The 21,845-nt window shown below is 36.4% G+C and carries 37 protein-coding genes; 34 read left to right on the forward strand and 3 right to left on the reverse strand.

The window, feature by feature from the left end:
- Positions 1-116: 116 nt before the first annotated feature.
- Positions 117-899, forward strand: coding sequence for a toprim domain-containing protein (locus MHH78_RS17905; protein ID WP_341168269.1), 783 nt, complete (start codon positions 117-119; stop codon positions 897-899).
- A 59-nt stretch (positions 900-958) separates the two neighbouring features.
- Here MHH78_RS17905 and MHH78_RS17910 read toward each other — a convergent pair whose 3' ends face one another.
- Positions 959-1,138, reverse strand: a complete 180-nt coding sequence (locus MHH78_RS17910; RefSeq protein ID WP_341168270.1) for a hypothetical protein — start codon at positions 1,136-1,138, stop codon at positions 959-961.
- Between the two features lie 249 nt (positions 1,139-1,387).
- Here MHH78_RS17910 and MHH78_RS17915 point away from each other — a divergent pair, with 249 nt between their 5' ends.
- From MHH78_RS17915 to MHH78_RS17945, 7 genes are all read left to right on the forward strand, one after another.
- A complete protein-coding gene (locus MHH78_RS17915; RefSeq protein ID WP_341168271.1) occupies positions 1,388-1,645 on the forward strand; it encodes a hypothetical protein in 258 nt (85 codons plus the stop codon).
- A 316-nt stretch (positions 1,646-1,961) separates the two neighbouring features.
- The gene (locus tag MHH78_RS17920; RefSeq protein WP_341168272.1) at positions 1,962-2,240 is read left to right on the forward strand and encodes a hypothetical protein; all 279 of its coding nucleotides are present in this window, start codon (positions 1,962-1,964) and stop codon (positions 2,238-2,240) included.
- A 39-nt stretch (positions 2,241-2,279) separates the two neighbouring features.
- Positions 2,280-2,495, forward strand: a complete 216-nt coding sequence (locus tag MHH78_RS17925) for a hypothetical protein (protein ID WP_341168273.1) — start codon at positions 2,280-2,282, stop codon at positions 2,493-2,495.
- A 1-nt stretch (position 2,496) separates the two neighbouring features.
- Positions 2,497-2,865, forward strand: coding sequence for a hypothetical protein (locus MHH78_RS17930; RefSeq protein ID WP_341168274.1), 369 nt, complete (start codon positions 2,497-2,499; stop codon positions 2,863-2,865).
- 2 nt (positions 2,866-2,867) lie between these two features.
- Positions 2,868-3,551 (forward strand): hypothetical protein, encoded by a 684-nt coding sequence (locus MHH78_RS17935; RefSeq protein ID WP_341168275.1) that lies wholly within the window; start codon positions 2,868-2,870, stop codon positions 3,549-3,551.
- A gap of 205 nt (positions 3,552-3,756) precedes the next feature.
- A complete protein-coding gene (locus MHH78_RS17940) occupies positions 3,757-4,698 on the forward strand; it encodes a radical SAM protein (protein ID WP_341168276.1) in 942 nt (313 codons plus the stop codon).
- A 15-nt stretch (positions 4,699-4,713) separates the two neighbouring features.
- Positions 4,714-4,965 (forward strand): hypothetical protein, encoded by a 252-nt coding sequence (locus MHH78_RS17945; RefSeq protein WP_341168277.1) that lies wholly within the window; start codon positions 4,714-4,716, stop codon positions 4,963-4,965.
- A 62-nt stretch (positions 4,966-5,027) separates the two neighbouring features.
- Here the strand turns inward: MHH78_RS17945 and MHH78_RS17950 are convergent, their stop codons facing one another.
- A complete protein-coding gene (locus MHH78_RS17950; RefSeq protein ID WP_340827831.1) occupies positions 5,028-5,888 on the reverse strand; it encodes an IS3 family transposase in 861 nt (286 codons plus the stop codon).
- An 11-nt stretch (positions 5,889-5,899) separates the two neighbouring features.
- On the reverse strand, positions 5,900-6,217 hold the full coding sequence (locus MHH78_RS17955; protein ID WP_076086950.1) for a transposase: 318 nt from the start codon (positions 6,215-6,217) through the stop codon (positions 5,900-5,902).
- A gap of 194 nt (positions 6,218-6,411) precedes the next feature.
- Here MHH78_RS17955 and MHH78_RS17960 point away from each other — a divergent pair, with 194 nt between their 5' ends.
- From MHH78_RS17960 to MHH78_RS18085, 26 genes are all read left to right on the forward strand, one after another.
- Complete coding sequence (locus MHH78_RS17960) at positions 6,412-6,663, forward strand: hypothetical protein (protein WP_341168278.1); 252 nt, start codon at positions 6,412-6,414, stop codon at positions 6,661-6,663.
- A 34-nt stretch (positions 6,664-6,697) separates the two neighbouring features.
- Complete coding sequence (locus MHH78_RS17965; protein WP_341168279.1) at positions 6,698-6,856, forward strand: hypothetical protein; 159 nt, start codon at positions 6,698-6,700, stop codon at positions 6,854-6,856.
- A 39-nt stretch (positions 6,857-6,895) separates the two neighbouring features.
- Positions 6,896-7,288 (forward strand): hypothetical protein, encoded by a 393-nt coding sequence (locus tag MHH78_RS17970; RefSeq protein ID WP_341168280.1) that lies wholly within the window; start codon positions 6,896-6,898, stop codon positions 7,286-7,288.
- Positions 7,289-7,329: 41 nt separating this feature from the next.
- Positions 7,330-7,611, forward strand: a complete 282-nt coding sequence (locus MHH78_RS17975; protein ID WP_341168281.1) for a hypothetical protein — start codon at positions 7,330-7,332, stop codon at positions 7,609-7,611.
- Between the two features lie 47 nt (positions 7,612-7,658).
- Positions 7,659-7,829: a hypothetical protein gene (locus MHH78_RS17980; protein WP_341168282.1), complete on the forward strand. Its 171-nt coding sequence runs from the start codon at positions 7,659-7,661 to the stop codon at positions 7,827-7,829.
- Positions 7,830-8,157: 328 nt separating this feature from the next.
- Positions 8,158-9,663, forward strand: coding sequence for a DHH family phosphoesterase (locus tag MHH78_RS17985; protein WP_341168283.1), 1,506 nt, complete (start codon positions 8,158-8,160; stop codon positions 9,661-9,663).
- A gap of 778 nt (positions 9,664-10,441) precedes the next feature.
- Positions 10,442-10,648, forward strand: a complete 207-nt coding sequence (locus MHH78_RS17990; protein ID WP_341168284.1) for a hypothetical protein — start codon at positions 10,442-10,444, stop codon at positions 10,646-10,648.
- 43 nt (positions 10,649-10,691) lie between these two features.
- Positions 10,692-10,991: a hypothetical protein gene (locus tag MHH78_RS17995; protein WP_341168285.1), complete on the forward strand. Its 300-nt coding sequence runs from the start codon at positions 10,692-10,694 to the stop codon at positions 10,989-10,991.
- A 41-nt stretch (positions 10,992-11,032) separates the two neighbouring features.
- A complete protein-coding gene (locus tag MHH78_RS18000) occupies positions 11,033-11,206 on the forward strand; it encodes a hypothetical protein (protein WP_341168286.1) in 174 nt (57 codons plus the stop codon).
- Positions 11,206-11,391, forward strand: a complete 186-nt coding sequence (locus tag MHH78_RS18005) for a hypothetical protein (RefSeq protein ID WP_341168287.1) — start codon at positions 11,206-11,208, stop codon at positions 11,389-11,391. The genes MHH78_RS18000 and MHH78_RS18005 overlap by 1 nt, the downstream gene beginning before the upstream one ends.
- Positions 11,392-11,432: 41 nt before the next feature.
- Positions 11,433-11,747, forward strand: a complete 315-nt coding sequence (locus MHH78_RS18010; RefSeq protein ID WP_341168288.1) for a hypothetical protein — start codon at positions 11,433-11,435, stop codon at positions 11,745-11,747.
- Between the two features lie 404 nt (positions 11,748-12,151).
- Entirely contained in the window at positions 12,152-12,562 is a 411-nt protein-coding gene (locus tag MHH78_RS18015; RefSeq protein ID WP_341168289.1) for a hypothetical protein, read from the forward strand.
- A 28-nt stretch (positions 12,563-12,590) separates the two neighbouring features.
- On the forward strand, positions 12,591-12,905 hold the full coding sequence (locus MHH78_RS18020; protein WP_341168290.1) for a hypothetical protein: 315 nt from the start codon (positions 12,591-12,593) through the stop codon (positions 12,903-12,905).
- A gap of 13 nt (positions 12,906-12,918) precedes the next feature.
- The gene (locus MHH78_RS18025) at positions 12,919-13,299 is read left to right on the forward strand and encodes a hypothetical protein (RefSeq protein ID WP_341168291.1); all 381 of its coding nucleotides are present in this window, start codon (positions 12,919-12,921) and stop codon (positions 13,297-13,299) included.
- Between the two features lie 29 nt (positions 13,300-13,328).
- Positions 13,329-13,685 carry a hypothetical protein gene (locus MHH78_RS18030; RefSeq protein WP_341168292.1) on the forward strand — a complete coding sequence of 119 codons (357 nt, stop codon included), beginning with the start codon at positions 13,329-13,331 and terminating at the stop codon, positions 13,683-13,685.
- 78 nt (positions 13,686-13,763) lie between these two features.
- Positions 13,764-13,925 (forward strand): hypothetical protein, encoded by a 162-nt coding sequence (locus MHH78_RS18035; protein ID WP_341168293.1) that lies wholly within the window; start codon positions 13,764-13,766, stop codon positions 13,923-13,925.
- Positions 13,926-13,960: 35 nt separating this feature from the next.
- On the forward strand, positions 13,961-14,101 hold the full coding sequence (locus MHH78_RS18040; RefSeq protein ID WP_341168294.1) for a hypothetical protein: 141 nt from the start codon (positions 13,961-13,963) through the stop codon (positions 14,099-14,101).
- A 17-nt stretch (positions 14,102-14,118) separates the two neighbouring features.
- Positions 14,119-14,358, forward strand: coding sequence for a hypothetical protein (locus tag MHH78_RS18045; protein WP_341168295.1), 240 nt, complete (start codon positions 14,119-14,121; stop codon positions 14,356-14,358).
- Positions 14,359-14,597: 239 nt separating this feature from the next.
- Positions 14,598-14,816: a hypothetical protein gene (locus MHH78_RS18050; RefSeq protein WP_341168296.1), complete on the forward strand. Its 219-nt coding sequence runs from the start codon at positions 14,598-14,600 to the stop codon at positions 14,814-14,816.
- Between the two features lie 4 nt (positions 14,817-14,820).
- Entirely contained in the window at positions 14,821-15,042 is a 222-nt protein-coding gene (locus tag MHH78_RS18055) for a hypothetical protein (protein WP_341168297.1), read from the forward strand.
- 40 nt (positions 15,043-15,082) lie between these two features.
- Positions 15,083-17,272, forward strand: a complete 2,190-nt coding sequence (gene nrdD, locus MHH78_RS18060; RefSeq protein WP_341168298.1) for an anaerobic ribonucleoside-triphosphate reductase — start codon at positions 15,083-15,085, stop codon at positions 17,270-17,272.
- The gene (nrdG, locus tag MHH78_RS18065; RefSeq protein ID WP_341168299.1) at positions 17,269-17,784 is read left to right on the forward strand and encodes an anaerobic ribonucleoside-triphosphate reductase activating protein; all 516 of its coding nucleotides are present in this window, start codon (positions 17,269-17,271) and stop codon (positions 17,782-17,784) included. Before nrdD ends, nrdG begins: the two co-directional genes overlap by 4 nt.
- The gene (gene nrdI / locus MHH78_RS18070) at positions 17,785-18,135 is read left to right on the forward strand and encodes a class Ib ribonucleoside-diphosphate reductase assembly flavoprotein NrdI (RefSeq protein WP_341168300.1); all 351 of its coding nucleotides are present in this window, start codon (positions 17,785-17,787) and stop codon (positions 18,133-18,135) included.
- Positions 18,132-20,207: a class 1b ribonucleoside-diphosphate reductase subunit alpha gene (gene nrdE / locus MHH78_RS18075; RefSeq protein ID WP_341168301.1), complete on the forward strand. Its 2,076-nt coding sequence runs from the start codon at positions 18,132-18,134 to the stop codon at positions 20,205-20,207. The genes nrdI and nrdE overlap by 4 nt, the downstream gene beginning before the upstream one ends.
- A gap of 21 nt (positions 20,208-20,228) precedes the next feature.
- Positions 20,229-21,185: a class 1b ribonucleoside-diphosphate reductase subunit beta gene (nrdF, locus tag MHH78_RS18080; protein WP_341168302.1), complete on the forward strand. Its 957-nt coding sequence runs from the start codon at positions 20,229-20,231 to the stop codon at positions 21,183-21,185.
- Positions 21,186-21,215: 30 nt separating this feature from the next.
- Complete coding sequence (locus tag MHH78_RS18085) at positions 21,216-21,818, forward strand: HAD family hydrolase (protein WP_341168303.1); 603 nt, start codon at positions 21,216-21,218, stop codon at positions 21,816-21,818.
- Positions 21,819-21,845: the final 27 nt, after the last annotated feature.

Below are 21,845 nucleotides of genomic sequence, written 5' to 3' on the forward strand. Positions count from 1 at the left end.
CCTCCAGTCTTCAGGTTTTTATAGATTCGTTGTTAGTGAATTGCTATACGAGTCCGTTACCAAAACTCTCAGGTGGACATCCCGATATTATTACGCTCGTGCAGCACTATAAAGACTTGTCTTTTTCGAAAGCGATGTATTATATCTGCGAGGTTTGTGGTTATAGCTACTACGCCGACTATAAATATGTTAAAGAAGATGTTGATCCTTGCATAGCATTTTTAGATTTGATTGAGCCTAAATTAAATCATAGAGATGAAGTTCCATTAAGAAGACTAGACGAACAGATTTTAAAAATGTATGTTCCGTATCCTAACCAGTTATTTTTAACGGAAGGAATCTCTGTTGAAACACAAAAACTATTTGAGATTGGCTATTCCATTAATGATAACTGTATCACCATTCCTATTAGAGATGAGCTGGGAACATTAGTGGGTATAAAAGGGAGAACAACACTGGATTATAAGAGACTGAAGATTCCAAAGTATTGGTTTCCTATTCCCACTCCCAAGAGTCAAATTCTGTACGGCTTAGACAAGACTTATGATCATATTAAGGCAAATGGTAAAGTTATTGTGTTTGAAGCTGAGAAGAGCGTACAGAAGGCTTGGAGTTATGGGATTAAGAATTCTGTTAGTATTGGTGGTCATGAGCTCAGCGATGCTCAGGTATTGAAATTGGAACGAATGGGAGTCGAGGTGATTTTGGCTTTCGATAACAACATTTCGGCAAATGAGTTGAAATCTGAAGCCGCCAAGTTTGTTATTAGAGACTATGTTAGTTGCGTGATTGCTCACAGGAATAAGGGAGTGCTTGGTGAAAAAGATGCTCCTATTGATCATGGAGTAGAGTTATTTACAAAATTATTAAATGAAGACCGCTACAAAATCCCGGTTTAATTAGTATAAAATATAGTTTTTATCAGAAGACAAAATAGGAGGCCTATGCCTCCTATTTGCTATTCGTATTCTCCTCTGTTGAGAGCACCAATCCCAGCTCCAAGACTAAGATAGCCATTTTTGGATATTGACTCAGGAATAGAAGCTAGATAAGGCATAGTTATTATCCTATACCCCTTTCCCGGCACTAATTCAACATAGCGGTAACAATCTTTAAAAAATCTTAAAGATTCAAACATGATCAATTCCTCCTCTGATAATGTTGGCTTATTTCAAATCTTACATTATAGTATTTGCGCAGTTTGCTCAATTTAGAACACCCTCAATTTCAAGCAGGGAGCGGTTCAGTTGTGTTTAAGATGTTCAATGTACATGTTTAATAAATCTGCAATCTGGTTAAAATAATAAGTTAATCAAACTAAAAATAACTATTGACTTTATAAACTAAAAATAATAATATGAATATGTAAACGAGAGGAGATGTACGCTTGCATAATTCTCAAATTGAGATAGGCACCTTAGAGATCACTGAGATAGAGGAAGAAGCAGAATACGTCAAAATAGTTAAGGTAATATACCGAGGAGGAGATGTAACAGAGGGCAAGACTTATAAAGTTGAAAGAATGCATTACAATAATAATCCGGCAGATTTTCTTAACGGTGAAGCATACGTGATTAATGATATGGGCAAGCAATTCTTTGGTGCTTTTAATATGTGTAGAACTGAAATGTACAAATTAAAATGAAAATAATTATGCGGAGCAGCAATATATTTATAATACATAGTTTCATATACAGATAGTATTGCTGACATTGTAGATTAGAGGTTTTGTTGTTGAACTGCAGAGCCTCTGGTTTCTTTAAAAGATGGAATTTATCAAAAAGAGGGGGATTGTCAATGTCTAGACCTAGAGTTTATAAACTGCTTCACACTCATGAATTTGAGGATTCAAAAATCTATTTTAAGACAACATGAAGGACACTCATCTGATTAAGTTAATTAAGATTTGGCAGCTTAAATTATCTGATTATGCACAAGAGTATGATTGGGGAATTGAAGAGATGATGAAAGTACTTAAAAATTTCGGATGTATTCAAATACCAGAGCATGACGGATTTAAATCCTATACCGAAGCTGATCTTTACATGATTTGGGAATATGCAAACACATGGTATACGGAGACCGAATGTAATGATCCAATTTTCAATAATCCAGAAGCGGATATAATTCTACAGAAAATGATTGAAGAAAATAGAAAAGGATATGAAAAGTATTGGGTTAACATGGAGGAGAGAAGACGTAAAGAAATCGAAGAAGAACGAGCTGCAGGAAAACGATAGTGATAATGAAATTTGTGTTTTATGGGGAGTTGAGAAAGCATGAATGAAATTGCCATGCATATTCAAAAAGCATATGAGCATATTTTGCAGGCAGATAAGCTGTTAGATGGTATCGAAGAAGACAATAGAGCAAATTCTGCCCTAAAGATGTTCTTCAAAGAGCATGTTATAAGTCATGAGGCATATGTTGAATGGACTAAAGAATATCTAGAAAGTAAACGAAATTTGATTTTAACATCTGAGGAGGGCTTATAAAGTGGGTTACATGACAACAATCACAATCTTAAATGATGGGCTTAGTCAAATTAAAGATAATCCAGAAGAATTTGTTGATAAGATTAGCGAAGGGATGAATGGATATAGAAGATTCTTAGGTTCTATTGAAAGAAATAGCGTTAGTACTTTTGGTGTTGGGAATCACTGTAATAATGTGATGGTTGCAGCGTCAAATCACGCTGATGATCCAAGAATGTTCATCTCATATCAAAATTCAATGGATATTATCGGATGGGGGAATGATTCAACGCATCTAGAATATCGCAAACGGTTGTTGAAGATTGCCAAAGGCATGATTCAATACGAGGAAGAACAGATCAAGAAACTTGAACTTGAAGAAGGGAAATGAAGATGAAAAAAGAACCGGGAGTTCAGCGAAGTAATTATCAAGAAGTTAAAAATCATATACACAATGAATTGGGTATTACAAAGGAATATGTTCAAGAACTAATCAAAGAGTTGGTGCAGGAAGAAGTCAAAAAACTAATCAATTCCAACTATATTGATCATTTGGTTGAAAAAGACATTAATCATCGTGTGGGCAAAACCTATGGAAGAGGATTTGGAAGTAACTTTGAGAACAACGTTCGCGGAATTATTGCCAAAGAAGTCGGCAGAATGTTGGTCGAAGATATGAAAATTACAATTGGTAAATCCGATAAAGCTGCACAGGTAAATGTGTCTTCGTTCTATATGGAAGATAAAACAGTTACTTATGGATTAAATGAAATGAAATTAGAATTTCGTAAGGAAAGAGGAATGGTAATGGAAGAGACAAAAACGTATAGTATTGCCATCGCCAGCAATCAACAACTTAAAGCTATTACATTTAAAGAATTGTATGAAGATATCTTGAATGAGATTGATTCGTACAAAGAACTTGGGACGCTTGATGAATTAATGAATCAGAAAGTTAGGCTGTCTCTTTTAGATGCTAACGGCAAAGTAATTGAAGGAGCAGCTACACTCGCTGTTGGCTGGCTAGAGAATGGTGATGTACTTATTACTGGTGGGATTGAAGGTGTTTATGAATGAAACTCAAAGAAGCGTGTAAGCGAGTCTGCGTGTGTCAAGTGGAGCACAAGAATCACGTTCATGTAGATTCTATTGAGCTGAAAAATCACGAACTTGATTCCTTAGACGGTTTCTATTGCATTCACTGTAATTCGTTTTGGTGCGAACCCTAAGAAAATATCGATAAAATCGGATTAATAAATAAAAATAAGAATAAGGAGGATATATGGAAAACAAATTTTTGAAGAACGGTAACTATTACATACTCCTTGATTACCAAGACAATAAGAGGGTAGCACTAAGACTATCCGAAACACCTGATGTTGAATTGACTCCTGAACATCCTGAATTAGTAGATATCAAACTTACTGATGTCTGCCATATTGGTTGTACATGGTGCTATCAAGATTCACGATCAGACAGTGTACATGGGAAATTAGAAACAATCAAAACAGTGATTAAGTCTTTAAATCCTGAGATTACTGAAGTTGCTTTTGGAGGGGGTGATGTATTACAGCATCCAGACATCGTAGAAATTTTGAAGTTCTCTAGAGAACATGGATTGAACTCTTCGAACATTACAATGAATTGGCAAAGTATTATGCGCTATCCAGATAAGGTTAAAGAGGTGATGCCGCACTTAGATGCGATTGGAGTTTCAATCACAGGAAGAGGGCAGATCGGAAAAGTAGTGGAAAGTCTTAGGGAGATTAACTGCCACATTCCTTCGAGAATCTGTTTTCACGTAATCCCAGACTTGTATAGCAAAGAGTTGTTGCTGAAGATCTTGGCTGAGGTTAAGGAAGAGTCTCCAGAAAGCGATGTGCTATTTCTAGGGTACAAGACGAATGGCAGAGGCAAGAATGTTACACCAGTACATGTTGAAAGCATGAGAGAAATTATTGAATACATAATCAAGAATAAAGTGTCGCTTCAATGTGATACCAAGTTTGTAAAAGACTATATCGATGTGGTTAAAGAAGTTAGCAGCAAGTTGACCTACGACATCAAAGAGGGCGAGTATTCTATGAACATCGATTGCGTAGAGGAGTTCTACTCTCAATCAAGCTACAATTTAGCGTTTCAAGGGAAGATTACAGAAGACTTTGATATCACTAGAGCATTTAGCGAAGTAAGAAAATACGGAAACCTAAAAACATTTAATTAAAAGGAGAACGATTATATGATTACACTATTTTTGCGGAATATTAAAAAGGGATTTGCGACAAATTCAAGCAGCTACCACTCAACACTGGTTTTGACTAAAGAAGAATATGATAAATGGGTTAGTGGAGAAACAACAGTAGAAAATGATTGGGGTAGTCAGATTTCATATGATGATTGGGGCAGTGAATATGAAACAGATGAACGAAACTATACTACACCTAACGGAGAAAAGATCGTAATTCTTTGTGAGTATGGATATGACGGTTAAGTTATAAACATCATGATATCTACTGCATATAAGTGCTCTTCTGTCAATAAAGTGGACGCCAATTAAACGACTGTCTGGTAGTAAAGTTGCTCAAAACGCACTGGCGACATGTATCCCAGAGTACTGTTGGAACGCTTGCGGTTGTAAAACAACTCCAAATACCAGTATAGCTTTTGGTAGGCCTCTTCCTTGGTTTTAAACTTCGGATGACTGTAGATCAACTCGCGCTTCAGAATGCTGTGGAACGCTTCTATACAAGCATTATCGTAGCAGTTGCCCCTGCGGCTCATACTCGCTTTCATGCGATAGGTTTGGAGCTGTTTCCGGTAGTCCTTGGAGGCATACTGAGATCCTCGGTCGGAGTGGTGTATCAGGTCCTTCCCAGGCTTTTTCGCCTTGTAGGCCTGCTGGAGGGCGCCTAGAACCAGATCCGTGGTCATCCGGTCACTGAGCTTCCACCCGACAATCTGTTTCGTATACAGGTCCAGAATACTCGCCAAATAGAGTTTGCCTTGACGACACGGAATGTACGTAATATCGGCCACCCATTTTTCATTTGGCCTTGTGGCCGAAAAGTCTTGCTGGAGTTCATTGGGCGCAATCGGCAGATCGTGATTCGAGTCCGTGGTCGTGACCCGGTATTTACGGGCCATACACGAACGTATCCCTTGCTCGCGCATGAAGAGGCCGACGGTACGCTCGGAGACCTTCCAGCCCTCCCTTTGGAGTTCCCGATGAATCCTTGGGCTGCCGTAGGTGCCCCCTGAATCCTGGTGATACCACCGAATACGCTGAATCAGCTTCTCTTTTCGCTCGAGTCGTACCGGCTGCTCTGCCGTACGCCATTTGTAGTACCCGCTTCGGGATACCTTGAGGACCTTGCACATCTTCTCCAATCGAAAATCCGAGCGGTGATCTTCGATAAACTGGAACCTTAGTTCTTTTCTTTGCTGAAGATGTGCAGCGCCTTTTTTAGAATGGCCAGCTCTTCTTTCAGGTCCTCGATTTCACGTTCTTTGCGGTGATTCTCCGCTTCGGCATCCTTAAGCGTCTGTTCGATCTGACGCATTTTCTCCGGGTGGTGAATGGCCTCCTGGTCGAATTGGCGGTACTGAGAGATCCATTGGTGAATCGTACTCTTGGGGATATTCAGCTCCTCACAGATATCCCCAATACTCTTGGTCTGCTCCTGCACATATTTCACCGTCTGCTTCTTGAATTCTTCATTGTATCGTTGCCGTCGTTCCCCCACATTGGACACCTTCCTTCGTTAAGCCTATTATCCAGTGTCTCTTAACGTGGCGTCCACTTTTTATTCTAATTGCAAAGTTCTCTAAAAAAGCCTGTATGCGGTAGGTACTTATATAAAAGTCAGGATGAAAGAAGAGGTTTATCTGAAGTTTGTTTGATATTGATGCACTTAAAAAGTGAAGGAGAGATGAATGTATGAAATCTCAAGTAATTAGTTTGTCCAACCATGAAAGAAGTAGACATGAACGTTTTATGATCAACCACACAGCAACCGTAATTATTAAAGATTTTGATTCCTCAGAAAAGACTGATGTTATCGACGAAGTTAGTATCAAAGCAAATTATCATCCTCTGGGGTACGGTATATATGGATATTCTTCAATTGAACCCACAGGTAAAATGGACGAGTATGTAGTCAAATGGAAGACTGGAGATAATTGTGATTAATGAATAGTTTTATCAAGTGGAGGAGGTTGACCAAGTGAACAAACCAGAAAAGATTAATGAATTCATGCGTGGTCTGATGAAGGAGGCATCAAGAAACTCGCTTATACAATGGCTAGAGTGGAAGGGTATTACTAATGAACAATACGGCGAAATAGAACGACATTTTTGGGAAGAATACAATATCCGATTGTAGAAGAACGTAAAATATAATTTCAAGTGAATGGAGGACAAAATGAGCCTAAAACAAACAATGGAATATATTGAGATGAACAAAGAAGAATACTTGGCGACAAAATTTGAGAAGACTTTAAAAGATCAGATTACCAATGAACATCTCCAGCTTATTGGTAGCATTATGGTTGGAGACAAGAAATGTGGATGCGGGATGTGTGGAGATCCAACAAACTTTATCGATGTTTTAAGTGAAGACTATATTTGTAGCGATCACTGTCGCAACAAATTCTATGAAATGTTGGACTCAGTAATTCCAGAAGATACACCATATTCAGATGAAGATTATAAGGAAGCGAAACAACAAGGACTCGATTTAAATGATTGGAATGATTATAAAAAGTATTTCCATATGGAAGAGTATGCAGATAATGCAGAGGATTGTTGGCGGTAAAAAGTACATAAATACATACTTTTATGAGGATGAATATATTTATGAATATTTTTTCAAAGAGTGTGGAGATATTTGAATGTATTAAGAACTTAATTTATACCTGGATAGTTAAAAAAGCTGACTTTATTAGCAATGTCGTTACACTGAAAAATGGCTTCTTGGTAACAGTTTGGGATGGAAGCGAGATATTTGTATCTACAAATGAACTTTATGGTGAAGAAGAAATACCTATTCTAGATAAGAAATCATTTGTCTCAATTCAAAATCAGGCCGATAAGAATTCTTCTAATTTTCTTATGAGAGTCGATTACAGATATATTTAAAAGCCATAAAACTTATCTTTTATCAAATTTAGGAGGTGGATTGGGTAATGGATATGAATGCCGTTAAGCAGACTCTACAAGATGTGGGAATCAACATTTACCATAAGGATGGTCGAATGAAAGAGTTCGTTATGGTTTGGAGTGAGCTATTCAACTTGTGGGCCAGACTAAACGATGCAGAAAAGGCAGAGTTGTTGGTTAATCTGGAACTCAACTAATTTATTGGAGAGTGTTTATATGAACAGACGAGTAGATATCAGAATTATTGACAAACTTACTGGGCGCGAAAGCAAGAAGCTGACATATAAATTCATGACTGCAATGAACAGCTATGACAATATATCATTACCTGAAAAATTCAGAATAGTAATTCGATAAATACATAGAAAAAGGTGATTATACATCGTCTCATGGAAAAAGAAAGTACCCATTATCCCATATGATGAGAAGGATAATTTATATGCCAAGTTAGCTAAAATTAACGGGATTGAAGATATTGATTCTTTCCTAAATCCGTTGAGTAATGTAGTTCACAGTCCATATCTATTGAAGAACATTGATTTGGTCGCTGAAAGAATCATCAAAGCAATTAAAAATAATGAAAAGATATTCATTTTTAGCGATGCCGATTTCGATGGATTAAGTTCAGGAATCATCCTTTATAAATACTTATTGAATTTCACTGATAATCTTCAACTGCAATATGTTGAACGGAGCATTGGTCATGGAACTCAATATATTATAGATCAAATTCCTGATGACATTAATTTATACATAGCGGTGGACAGTAGCAGCAATGACATAGAAGAAATGAAGCAACTAACTGATAATGGCATCGATTGTTTGATAATTGATCATCACACAATAACAGATGACAACCCCTTTGCAACAATTGTTAACCCACAACAAGAGGGATGTTTGTACCCAAATAAGAATAGTTCAGGTGGACTCCTGGTGTGGAAGCTATGTTCAGTACTAGATGATTACATGACTACCTATTATTCAAATGATTTCTTGGATCTTGCTGGCTTCTCTTTGGCTGCGGACATGATGTCAATGAGAGAAATGGAGAACAGATACTTCTTTAAGAATGCTTTGAAAAATGTGAGACATGAAGGCCTAAAAGCATTATTCATAGCACTAAATAAAGAGATAAAGAATCTCTATGCCAATGATTTTGTATACGGTGTATCTCCAGCAATAACAGCAGCCACAAGAGCAGATAACATTCAGTTAGCAATCAACCTATTAATGTGTAATAAAGAAAGTCCAGAGATCCCAAAGTTGGTCAAAGAACTCATCAAGGTTAATGAGAAAAGAAAAGAAATTCAGGCTTTAGCTTTGAGACGTTTGAAGCCCACAATTAATTCTGAAAACAACTGTATTATTGTTCATGATTCTGCCATTGGGAAGGGATTCAATGGTCTTGTGGCTCAAGACTTATCAAAGTATTATAACAAGCCTTCTATAGTTCTTGGCAATGGAACAGACGATGATACATATGCAGGAAGTTTTCGTAGTGTAGATGATTTTCCAATGTTAGATCTATTGACTCAATGTAAATACCCAACTTTCGCAGCAGGCCATCAAGGAGCCGGAGGGACTGGCGTAAAGATCTCTAAAATGGACAATTTACAAGAAGAGTTAAATGAAGAATTAGAATATCATACATTTGATGATTCTCTGTTCTATGACCTGGAGTTTAATGTTAATGAGATTGATGAAAAGTTAATCAAATACATAGCAGACTTTTACCGTGTTACTGGGACAGGATTTAAAGATGGGAAGTTTCTAATTAAAGGTTTGTTTATCTCACATAAAAAGCCGATGGGTTCTTTGGGAAATACCACAAGGATTGACTGTGATTCTTTAGTTTTAATGAAATTTAAAGCAGATGAAGATTTTTATGATTCTGTCCCAGTGTTCACAGATGTCGAGGCGGTTGGTACGTTAAATGTAAATGAATTTAAAAAGTATAACAGGCAGAAGAAGCGTTATGAAGTAGAGAAGACGAATCAACTATTCATCGAAGACTATAGAGAAAAGATCTAAAATAAAAATATGAATGGAGATATTATTGATGACAAACTTTTACGGATTGACAACAACACAAAACGGAGTAAGCGTAGCGATTCATAACCTTCCATCCGACCGACTTGGAGCAACTAAAGAAGCAAAACGATATGCTGCAAAGAATGGCCTAATCTTTCAAACTGTACTTCCAGTAAAAACAAATGAGACGAAAGGGGCTACACTTACCAAGAATAAGCGTGAACGAGATCGCATAGCCAACAAACGGTAATGCCTATGCGAATTAAAATTAGTGAACATGCAAGAACACGGTTGGAAGAGTGTGGTGTGAAGGCGGGATATCTAATTAAAGAAATATCCTCCATCCCCAATATTCAAGGAAAGATTAGGTGGATGACAAAGTTTGGAGTGATTGTGGTCGAGAGAGTAAATGAAAATCTCATACTGATTAAGACATTTATCGCTCGTTACAAGTATAAGGGTCAAAACTATCGAAAAGGTTGTACAACATTTTAGTGCATGGGTTAATGAAATTGAGTTTTCATCAAGAAAGGAGGGGGAGACATTTGATCGTTAGTGAACCAGTGAAAATAGAGATTGAGATTGAAGATTTAACAACGAATTGCACTTACAGATATAAAGGTAATTCTATGAAGGATTGTGTGGAATATTTTCAATCGTTATTTATAGGGAGAAGACCATATAAAATAATTCGCGCTGTTGGCAAATAAGTAGTGAAGATGGTACTGAGTTAAGTAAAATACAAGATTTATCAAAAAAATGAGGGGAGACAAAGAAATTGAAATTGGATGAATTTAGTAAGTTGTCAACAAATCTAGAGGCATATACAGCGCAAGATGTTTTAAATTTTCAACTCATGACTGAGGAAGAATTAGACGACTATCAAAGAGACATTGAATTTAATGACGGGGATAACATTACTCCTTGGGATCACATGAGGGCGGTTATTACATTTAGAAAAATCATTCGTGACCAAATCAAATAATGCATTTATCAAGAAATAAATATACATAGAGGAGAAATGATTAATGGACAAAAACAATAATACTGATTGGTTTTCTAAAGGAGTCGGAAATGTGGTTAAAATGGGACTTCTACTTTTTCTCATTCCAGTAATGACATACTCTTTTGGATGGTTAGGAGGACGATTTCTGCAATGGGTATACGGTGGATATGTGGCGAATGGATTAAATCTATTGTTGAAAGTGGAATATTTCAAATCAACACAATTGCCGATTGTCTGTGGGACTCTAGCGGTTATCGGAGGATACTTTAAGTACTCACAGAACTACTCATCCACAGATAAGAAAGCAGAAGTAAAGAAATAAACCTTACGAAAGATATATTTGATTCGAAAGGGGAGAGAAGATTGAAGAATTATGATGAGCTGATTGATGAATTGGGTTCAAAAGTAGAGACCAGAGATAGGTTGCTGCAACAGATTAAGTTATTCCAGGCTAATGTCGATGAGTTGAATGATGATATCGAACGACTCATCGAACAGATTGACGAGCGTGAATCATTAAATGAGGAGGAAGATTAATGCTTATTATTCAATTAGAAGATACAGATAAAGAGTTTGATTTCTTCAAGCCAGCAGTGAAATTTTGTGAATATGAGTTTGGATACGAGGGCGAAGCTTGGAATGATGTAGTGAGGTCGAATTCGATGAGTGAGTTGTATTATTTCCTTGAGGATGATGGTATTAGTGTTGTTTATAAACCATAAATAATATGATAAAAGAGAGATTTCATGAGGAAGGGGCTTATATGAAAAGAGTATTTAAATGCATTATTCCCCTTATCATTGTTGTGGGGCTATTAAGTGGGTGTGGTTATGAGACTCAAGAATATCAAAACCTCATTTATAAAGGGAGTCACTTAATTGATCGAAGCTCAGGTGAGACACCTTTCACTGCAATGATTTTTACCACAATCACTGGAGAAGAAAAAGTACTCTATGATGACGAGAATCAAACATCAACATCACTCATTCAAGAAGAACACAGATATGATGTCACAGTTTCAGTTGCCAGTAGATTTTACTATGGTAATGCAATTGTCTCAATCAAAGAAAGTAAGTAAAAGGCGTATTTTAAAGAGAAATGGAGAACAAAAGTGTCTAATTATAAATACAAATGTCCAACCGAATATGGTTTCACAAAATTCAAATTAACAAAGAGACAGCATAATTCTTTATTCAAATACCGTCAAATCAAATGGAATGATAAATATGAATATTATTACAATAACCAAAGTGTGATTCTACATAACTTCACCAGCAATAGTGCTGTTGTCTTATCAACTATTTTATTTCCAGTGCTAGTTCTATTCGCAGGACTTTCCAACTTCAAAAAGTGCATTAAGGAGCTTAAGGAATTATATAACCAGAAAGAATACGGCGCGTTTGTTAGAGACGATATTCATTTTGATAGCAATAAATATAATGAAATAATGAAAATTATCAGTTCGAAGAAAGGTGAAACTAAATGAATCTATATAAAATCATGTTTGAACATTTTGCTCCAAAAGATAGTAAAGCAGGAATAGTAACCTATCTGCAAGCTCAATCGGATGAAGAAGTATATGAGTGGCTTAAGTCAGAACCAGAGGCTGGAAATGAAGGGAAAGTATTTACCTCTTATAAATACAAAGAGGAAGACCGGGAAACATATGATATTTACGATAAAGATTATAACTGCGTTGGACAAGAAAGTTTTAAAGAAAAAATGATTCGACTTCATGGAGATATGTTTGATGAAGATGCTGATGTATCAGATGCATACTATGGTGTCACTCTTTATGGATGGGAATGTGTTAAAGAGAATATCTCGCTTGAACTATCTGAATCAATTAAACATAGCGGTGTTAGTGTTCATGAAATCAATTATTGGCAGTAGGGTTTTATAAAATAGGGAGGATTACTGAATGGGATATTATACACAATATGAGTTGGACTTTGTAGGAAATATTGAGCCAAATGATTATGAAGAAATTCAAGTTTATATTAGAAGTGACGATACAATGCAGTATGCAATTGTTGATGAACAGGAATGTAAATGGTATGACCATGAAAAAGATATGATTCAGATGTCAAAGAGATTCCCTTATGTAGTGTTCATGCTTCGCGGTCAAGGCGAAGAATCTGGTGATTTGTGGGTTAAATATTTTAAGGACGGTAAAAGGCAAATTGCTGAGGCGAGAATTACATATGATGAATTTGATTCAAACAAATTGATTTAAGGAGACTTTATTAATGGGAAAATATCTATATGAATTTCATTGGGACTGTGGACGACAAGGAGATGTTGAAGGATTGTTTGTAGCGACACAAGAACAAATCGATAATGCAATTGGTAAAGAGGTTTATTTTGGTGAAATTCTAGGTAAACATAGTGAGATTTTTGGAGAACTTGAAAAGTGCGACATAAAAAAACTAGAAATTAGTTCGGAAGTTGTAAGCGAAGTGAGCAATCATCTGGGATTGACTTGGAGTGGATACAATCCTTTACACTATTTGCGTTATAAATGCACAAAATGCGGAGATGAGTATCCTGGCGAAGAGATGATTTGCATTGATCCAGGGAATGAAGTTTGCGATTACTGTACGGAAGAAGATCAAGCGAAACATAATTAGTAAAAATAAATAAGGGGAGTAATATTTTTATGGGAGTAGACACACACAATTATATTATTATCGGAGCGAACATTGGAGATTTAGCCGTTTTGAATTTTGAAGACGATGATGAATACGAAAAAACAGAAGAATATCGAGATAGGTACAGTAAACAAAAACAACCTGGAGACATGATTTATCTGGATGATTGTTATGGCGGAAAGTATTTTTATGTTGGAGAAGTGATTCAAGCAGATTATGAAGGATACAACGGATTCACACCCATGGAAATTGACACAGACGAAGATAAGTTTGCTGAATCCAAGATTAAAGTGAAGAATTTTATCCTTGAGAAATTTAATGTAGAAATTAATCCAAAAATCGTGGTTATGACACATTATACATAATTGAAAATCCATTATTTATAATGGTTTTCTAAACTGAAATAGCGCATGAAAGTCAAATTTTATTAGGAGATGTTAGAAATGCCAGAAGCAAACAAATTTAAAGTGATTTATACAGTCGGAACCACATCGCAAGAAAAAAATGTAATGATAAAATCCGAAAATTCTGATTTGGTGTACAGTCTTGCCAAAACTATGCTAGGTGAACAAGCAATAGTCAAGAAAATTTTGCACCTAGCTTAAATAAAATGTACCTTTGACAAGAAAGGAGGTGCTATGTGAAAGTAATTGGTTGGTTTTTGGCATGCTATTGGTTGATTATGTTGGGACTTTTAATTGTTGGAATTAAACCAGATTATTTTATTGTTGGATGTGCATTTCTGATTTCGGCAATCAATAGTATACCAACGGAAAAATAATTATAAGGAGTTGGCATATGTTTTCAAAATACGATGAAGAAACATACGAAAGTTACGTCTTAGAAATGTACATGGCAGAGGATGTTGCAGCGAATGGTGAAGAAGCAACGTCTACAAGAAGAAAACATTTTGATGTTCTGCCTTCGATGGATAAGATTGAAGAGGCAGTACAAACAGTTGGGTGCGATACATTTGAAATAACTCATATAACTGAAAAGGTAGAGAGGTATTCATTAAATAATGATAAGAATTATTAGAACAACTCAAAAATTGATTGAGGGTGTTTGGAAGCCCTATGATTTTAGTGATTTAAAAAGAGATGATTATTTTCGGCTTTTTGATAACATTACCCCAGTGACAGACGAGTCAGGCAATTCAGTATTCGTTGCTTTATGCAACCCTTATTATGGCGACAATAACATCTTAAGAATAGATTATGAAACTTGTTGACATAATTAAATAAACTAAATATAATGATTTAAAAGGTGAAATAATAATGAGGACATACATTAATTTATCTGAAGCTTTATATGAGACCTTTAAAAGTGTAATTGGATCTGAAGAAGAATGCAAATTACACGAGGATGTATTTATAAAGAGAAAATTAAGAGAAACAATAGGGGTTAAGGAATTTAATAGATTCGATGCTCTTGATGAAAAGTATTGGAATGAATCTTGGAGAGAGTTTGATATCATTGTTTTTGAGGGGAGGTGATAAATTGAACGAGGACATCAAGAATTTTTTGCTTAAAGAACCTTTAAACAGAGAATATGAAGCGATCAATACAATTGTTACAACACTGTACTTTAATGATAACTCAGATTTTAAATCTGCACTTTGGGAGACATTGAACTATCTATTGGATGGAAAGATCTCTGAGTATGCTGGAGACAAATTCCTTGCTGAATTGTACAGGTTTTTGAATGATGGTGATGATTGATAAAACAAGTCTTTAATAAGGAATTGAATAATAGCAGGAGATGATAACTACGCTAGTAACAAAAAGAGATGGAACACAGGTTGAATTTAATAAACTAAAGATACTTCAGGCAATAAAAAATGCGATGATTCGAACCGAAAAGGGAATTGATAAAGAGGTCTTAAACAAAGTAACAGATAGAGTAATGCATAGAATTAATGATTTGGAAACAGTGGATATTGAACACATCCAGGATGAAGTGGTGGCAGCTCTTATGCTTAGTAAGAGAAAAGACGTTGCAGTAGAATACATAGGATACAGAGAAGTACGGAGTCTCAAACGTAGAGAACGTAGTGCATTAGATAAAAAAGTTCAAGGATTATTGGATCTCACGAACACCGAAGTTATGAGTGAAAATTCTAATAAAGACAGTCAAACCATCCCGACTCAACGTGACTTACTGGCTGGTATTATGGCAAAGGATTTTGCACAAGCTTATATGATTCCTAAGCGTGTTGTTGAAGCCCATAATAATGGAGACATACATCAACACGACCAAGATTATACTCCATACTTTCCAAGCTACAATTGTATGCTGATTGATCTTAAAGAGATGCTAGAGAATGGATTTAAACTAGGAAATGCTCAAATTGAGACTCCAAAATCCATAACAACAGCCGCAGCAGTAACGGCACAAATTATTGCTCAAGTTTCTAGCCATATCTATGGTGGAAATACAATTAATGAGATTGACAAGGTGTTATCACCATACGTCAGCAAATCATTTGAGAAACACTTTAAGACAGGTATGGAATGGTTATATAGCGCCGAAGCAGATCTTATCAATGTGCTCAATATATCAGTAGATAATCTTGACATTGCAAGTCGTTTCTCAAGATGTTATGACTATGCTCTGAAACTAACTGAAAAAGAAACATTAGATGCTTTTCAATCATTAGAATACGAAATCAATACTTTGGTATCAGCTAACGGACAGACACCATTTTCAACATTTGGGTTTGGTAGAGGCACATCATGGGAAGAGCGCCAAATTCAAATTGCCATTCTAAAGAATCGAATCAGAGGACTAGGCAAAGAAGGAAAGACTCCTGTGTTCCCTAAGTTGATCTTTGCACTGGAAGAAGGTGTGAATGTTAAACCTGAAGATCCTAACTATGACATTAAGAAGTTAGCTATTCAGTGTAGCACCTTGCGTATGTACCCGGATATCTTGTCAGTACCCAAAGTAAAAGAAGTAACTGGGTCATTTAAATTTCCAATGTCATGTCGCAGTTTTGTTGGGCAATACATAGAAAATGATAAAGAAATTCATGATGGACGATTTAATATGGGTGTAACCACAATTAATTTACCACGGCTTGCCATCAGAGCAGAAGGATCAGAATCGAGATTTTATAAACTTCTGGATGAAATGCTTGGAGTGTGCAAGGAAGCCTTGATGTTCCGAATTGAACGCCTCAAGGGAGTAAAAGCAAAAGTAGCACCAATTCTCTATATGGAGGGTGCGACAGGAGCAAGACTTCAAGCTGAAGATACGATTGACCATTTACTTGAGAATGGAAGATCAAGTATTTCGCTCGGCTACATTGGAGTACATGAAACTGTACTGTCGCTGTTCGGGAAGCACATTTTTGACGATCTTGTCCTCAGACAGAAAGGGATAAATATAGTTAAATATCTGAGTAATAAGGCTGAAGAATGGAAAGATGAAACTGGTTATGGCTTTAGTCTTTATTCGACTCCAGCAGAGAGTCTATGTTATCGCTTCTGTAAATTGGATGAAGAACAATTCGGTTTGATCTATGGGGTTACAGATAAAGGTTACTACACAAATAGTTATCATTTAGATGTCCAAAAGAAGACTACTCCATTTGAGAAAATTGAATTTGAAAAGGACTATCCTCAATATGCTAGTGGTGGATTTATTGTTTATTGTGAATTCGATTCCCTTGTAAAAAATCCTGAAGCACTAGAAGCTGTATGGGACTTTGCTTACGAAAGAGTTCCTTACTTTGGTACAAATACACCAGTTGACAAATGCCTTGAATGTGGATTTGAGGGAGAGTTTGAAGCAACAGTAACAGGTTTTACATGCCCTAATTGCGATAATGGAAATCCAAAAACTTCTTCGGTTATAAGACGCTGTTGTGGGTATTTGTCGGAGCCATCACAACGTCCCTTCAATGCAGGTAAACAGAGTGAGGTTGTGAGTAGGGTCAAACATAAATGAATATTGCCGATTACAAACGTTTTGATGTAATAAATGGTATCGGACTAAGACATTCACTCTATACATCGGGTTGTTCTCATCATTGTAAAGGGTGTTTTAATGCTTCAATCTGGAACTTTAATTATGGAAAACCATATACAAAAGAATTTGAAGATAAAATTATTGAAGACTTAAATATTAATTATGTTAAGATCTCAGGCTTGTCAATCCTTGGCGGCGAACCTCTACAAAGTGTAGATGGTTTGCTTCCGTTGGTAAGAAGAATAAAGGCAGAATGTGAAAATAAAGATATTTGGATTTGGTCCGGTCATACATTCGAGGAGATTCTTCAAAATAACAAACAGAAAGAATTGCTTTCGTATTGTGATGTTTTGATTGATGGACGATTTGAATTGGAGCTTCGAGACTTAACTCTGAAGTGGAGAGGTTCAAGGAATCAACGAGTGTTGAATGTCAAAGAAAGTTTAAATCAAGGTAAGGTTGCTCTATTGCCTTTGAGTGGAGGAAACTAATTGCTTATTGTTTTCGATTCGCTCACAGGTAATGTCCAACGGATTATTGATAAATTGAATATGAGAAATATTAAGATTAAGCCAGGACTTGAAATCAACGAACCATACGTGTTAATTACCTACACTACCGGATTCGGAAAAGTGCCTAAGTCTGTTGAAGGCTTTTTAAAAGGCAATTATCAACAACTACAGGGTGTTGTAGCTAGTGGTAATCGAAATTGGGGGGTATTATTCGCCAATGCTGGAGACTTGATCTCTGAACAATACGATGTTCCATTACTTTATAAGTTCGAAATATCAGGCAACGACAATGATGTGAAATTACTGCGAGAGAGGATAAAACAACTTTGAAATATTTAGAACTTAATAATCAGGTAATGCAGAAGAAGGAAGGTTTCTTTGATCTTGATAAGGATCTGGAGGCTGTAGAAGAGTACTTGAAAGAAGTAAAGCTTAAAACACTTCATTTCCCTTCTAATATAGAAAGAATAGAATTTCTTATTCAAGAAAATTATTATGAGAATTTATTAACATACTATACTTCTGAGCAAATTGAAAAGCTTCATGACTTAGCATATAGCTATAAATTCAAATTTGCTTCATTTATGGCAGCACAGAAATTTTACAAGGATTACTCTTTGAAGACAGATAACAAAGAAAATTACCTTGAAGATTATGAACAACATAATTGTGTTGTGGCAATGTATCTTGCACAAGGTAATTATAGTCTTGCTGAATCATTGCTTCGAGGGCTTATGGAGCAACGGATTCAACCAAGTACTCCCACTTACTTGAATGCTGGTCGTAGTCGTAGGGGAGAAATGGTCTCCTGCTTCCTGCTGGAGATGGACGATTCGCTGAATTCGATTAACTATGTGCTTAACACTTGCATGCAGTTGTCTAAAATCGGTGGTGGTGTTGCTGTCAACTTGAGCAAACTGCGTGGTAGAGGAGAAGCTATTAAAGGAGTAGAGGGAGCCGCCAAAGGCATCATGCCCGTCCTGAAGCTAATGGAAGACGGCTTCTCCTATGCTGATCAGATGGGCCAGCGCAAAGGTTCTGGTGCGGCCTACTATAATATTTTTGGCTGGGATGTACTTGAATTCCTAGACAGCAAAAAAATAAACGCTGACGAGAAGACTCGATTAAAGACGCTGTCTATTGGACTGATAATTCCACAAAAATTTTACGATTTGGCTAAGAGCGATGCGCCTTTCTATGTATTCGCTCCACATTCAGTTCATAAAGCATTTGGTGTTCACCTGGATGATATGGATCTGAGCTCAATGTATGAAGCCTTGATTAGTCATCCAGACGTTAAGAAAAAACAACTTGATGCAAGAGATATGCTTACTAAGATAGCAGCCACACAATTAGAATCAGGTTATCCATACATAGCAAATATTGATAATGCAAATAAGAATCATGCCTTGAAAAATGTAGGCAATATCAAAATGTCTAACCTTTGTACCGAGATATTTCAGTTACAAGAGACATCAACAATCAATGATTACGGTACAGAAGATAATATTAAGCGAGACATTAGTTGTAATTTAGCCTCTCTTAATATTGTTAATGTAATGGAACATAAAAAACTAAAGGAGTCAGTATTTGAAGGTATCATAGCCATTGATTCTGTTGCAAGACTAACTAACATTTCAAACGCTCCTGGTGTTAAGAAGGCTAATAAAGAACTTCATTCCGTTGGTTTGGGCGTAATGAACCTGCATGGGTATTTTGCCAAGAATAAGATTGCATATGAGAGCAAAGAAGCCATTGAATTTGTTCGTGCATTTTTCTCTGCGATGAATTTCTACTCATTAGAAGCCAGCATGGAATTGTCCAAGAAGTATGGGACATTTGATGGCTTTGAACAATCAGAATATGCGAATGGGAATTACTTTAAGCGATACCTTGTTGAAGATTTTAATCCTAAGAGCGATAAAGTAAAGCATCTCTTTGAGGGCATCTATCTACCAAATCAATTGGATTGGGAAAAGCTTAAATATAAAGTAATGAAGCATGGACTGGCTAATGCATATCGTTTGGCAATCGCACCTACTCAATCGATTGGTTATGTTCAGAACGCAACGCCAAGTGTTACTCCGATTGTAGAACATATTGAAATCAGAACCTATGCTAATTCTACAACCTATTACCCTATGCCATTCTTAAGCCCAGAGAATTTCTTTTATTATAAATCTGCGTATAACATGAACATGTTTAAAATGATTGATCTCATATCCGAAATTCAACCACATATAGATCAAGGAATATCTACTATTCTTTTTGTAAACAGCGATGTATCAACTAGGGAATTGGGTAGATATTATGTTTATGCTAATTACAAAGGACTTAAATCGCTTTACTATACACGAACTAATAAACTGAGCGTTGAAGAATGCACTTCTTGTGCAATTTAAGAAAAGAGGATAACTATAGATATGACGTTAAAAGCTGTAAATTGGAATAGACCAGATGATGATTTTTCACTATTATTCTGGAATCAGAATATTCAGCAGTTCTGGACAGATGATGAAATTCCATTATCGGATGACAAAATGAGTTGGATGGAAATGACTGATATTCAACGAGATACATATATGAAGGTACTCGGTGGACTTACACTTCTTGATACACTACAGGGAGGGGTAGGCATGCCAAAGATCCTTGAACATGTTGATGGTCTTCAGCGTAAAGCTGTACTTGGTTTCATGTCCATGATGGAGCAGATTCATGCTAAGTCATATAGTTCGATCTTTACTACTTTGGCTACTACTGAACAAATTGATGCAGTATTTGCTTGGGTTGAAAAAAAACCACAGTTACAACTCAAGGGGAAGCTAATTGAATCATTTTATAAGACTATTGATAGACCAGCCCGTCTATATCTGGCAATGGCAGCATCAGTACTTCTCGAAAGTTATCTATTCTATTCTGGATTCTTCTATCCACTCTATCTGGCAGGTCAAGGCAAGATGACATCTAGCGGTGAAATTATTGATTTGATTCTCCGCGATGAAAGCATTCATGGCGTATACGTTGGCGTTATTGCTCAGGAGATTTATGCAGAGTTAGAACCAGGAATTCAGATTGAAGTTAAGGAAATCTTGTTTGAGCTGCTTGATGAACTAATGAAAAATGAGGATAGCTACACTGAAGAAATCTATGCTGGCGTTGGCCTCGTTGATGAAGTTAAACAATTTGTCCGGTACAATGCAAATAAAGCCCTCATGAATCTTGGTCTTGAGCCAATCTATGATGACGTTCAGATTAATCCGATTGTTCAGAATGGCATTAACACAGGCACGAAGCAGCATGACTTCTTTTCCAAGAAAGGGAATGGATATGTTCGTGCATTAAATGTAGAAAGAATGACCGACGAAGATTTTGTATTTTAAAATAAATTATCAAGGGAGAATACATACATAATGAAACAACCATTTCAAGATGAAACGCTTAAAAAATTAAAAGAGATGATGAATTTACCAATGGAGTTGGACCAACTAAGTGTTCGTTCACATAAGTCACAATTCGAACAGGTTCGTGAATTTCATAAAGCATTTGAATGTCCCGCGCCAGAAGTTCCAACCGAATTATCCGACAAACTCTCTATGAATAGAGCATCATTTATTCTCGAAGAAGTAATCGAGCTTTTGTATGCTACAGCCGGGAACAAGGAGCGTTTTAATCGATTCTTTGCTGAACTTATTCTTAATGCAGAGAAAACCTATGATAAGCAACTTACAAAACCGTTCCCTGAAGACAAATTGATTGGACAGATTGATGCGTTTACAGATATCCTGTATTTTGCTAACGGGGGCTTTGTTGAGTCTGGAGTTATTCCAGATGATATTTTCTCTATTGTACATCAAGCCAACATGGGCAAAATTTTCCCAGATGGTAAACCACATTACAATGAAGTGGGAAAGGTTGTTAAACCTGATAATTGGGAAGAGGAACACGCACCTGAGCCAAAGATTTTGGCTGAAGTTGAACGGCAAATTAAGTTAGGCGGTAAAAGATTTGAATAATCAGAGGATTTGCGGTGGATTGTTTTA

This window comes from Paenibacillus sp. FSL H3-0333, from assembly GCF_038002805.1.
Taxonomy (GTDB): Bacteria; Bacillota; Bacilli; order Paenibacillales; family Paenibacillaceae; genus Paenibacillus_AQ; species Paenibacillus_AQ silagei.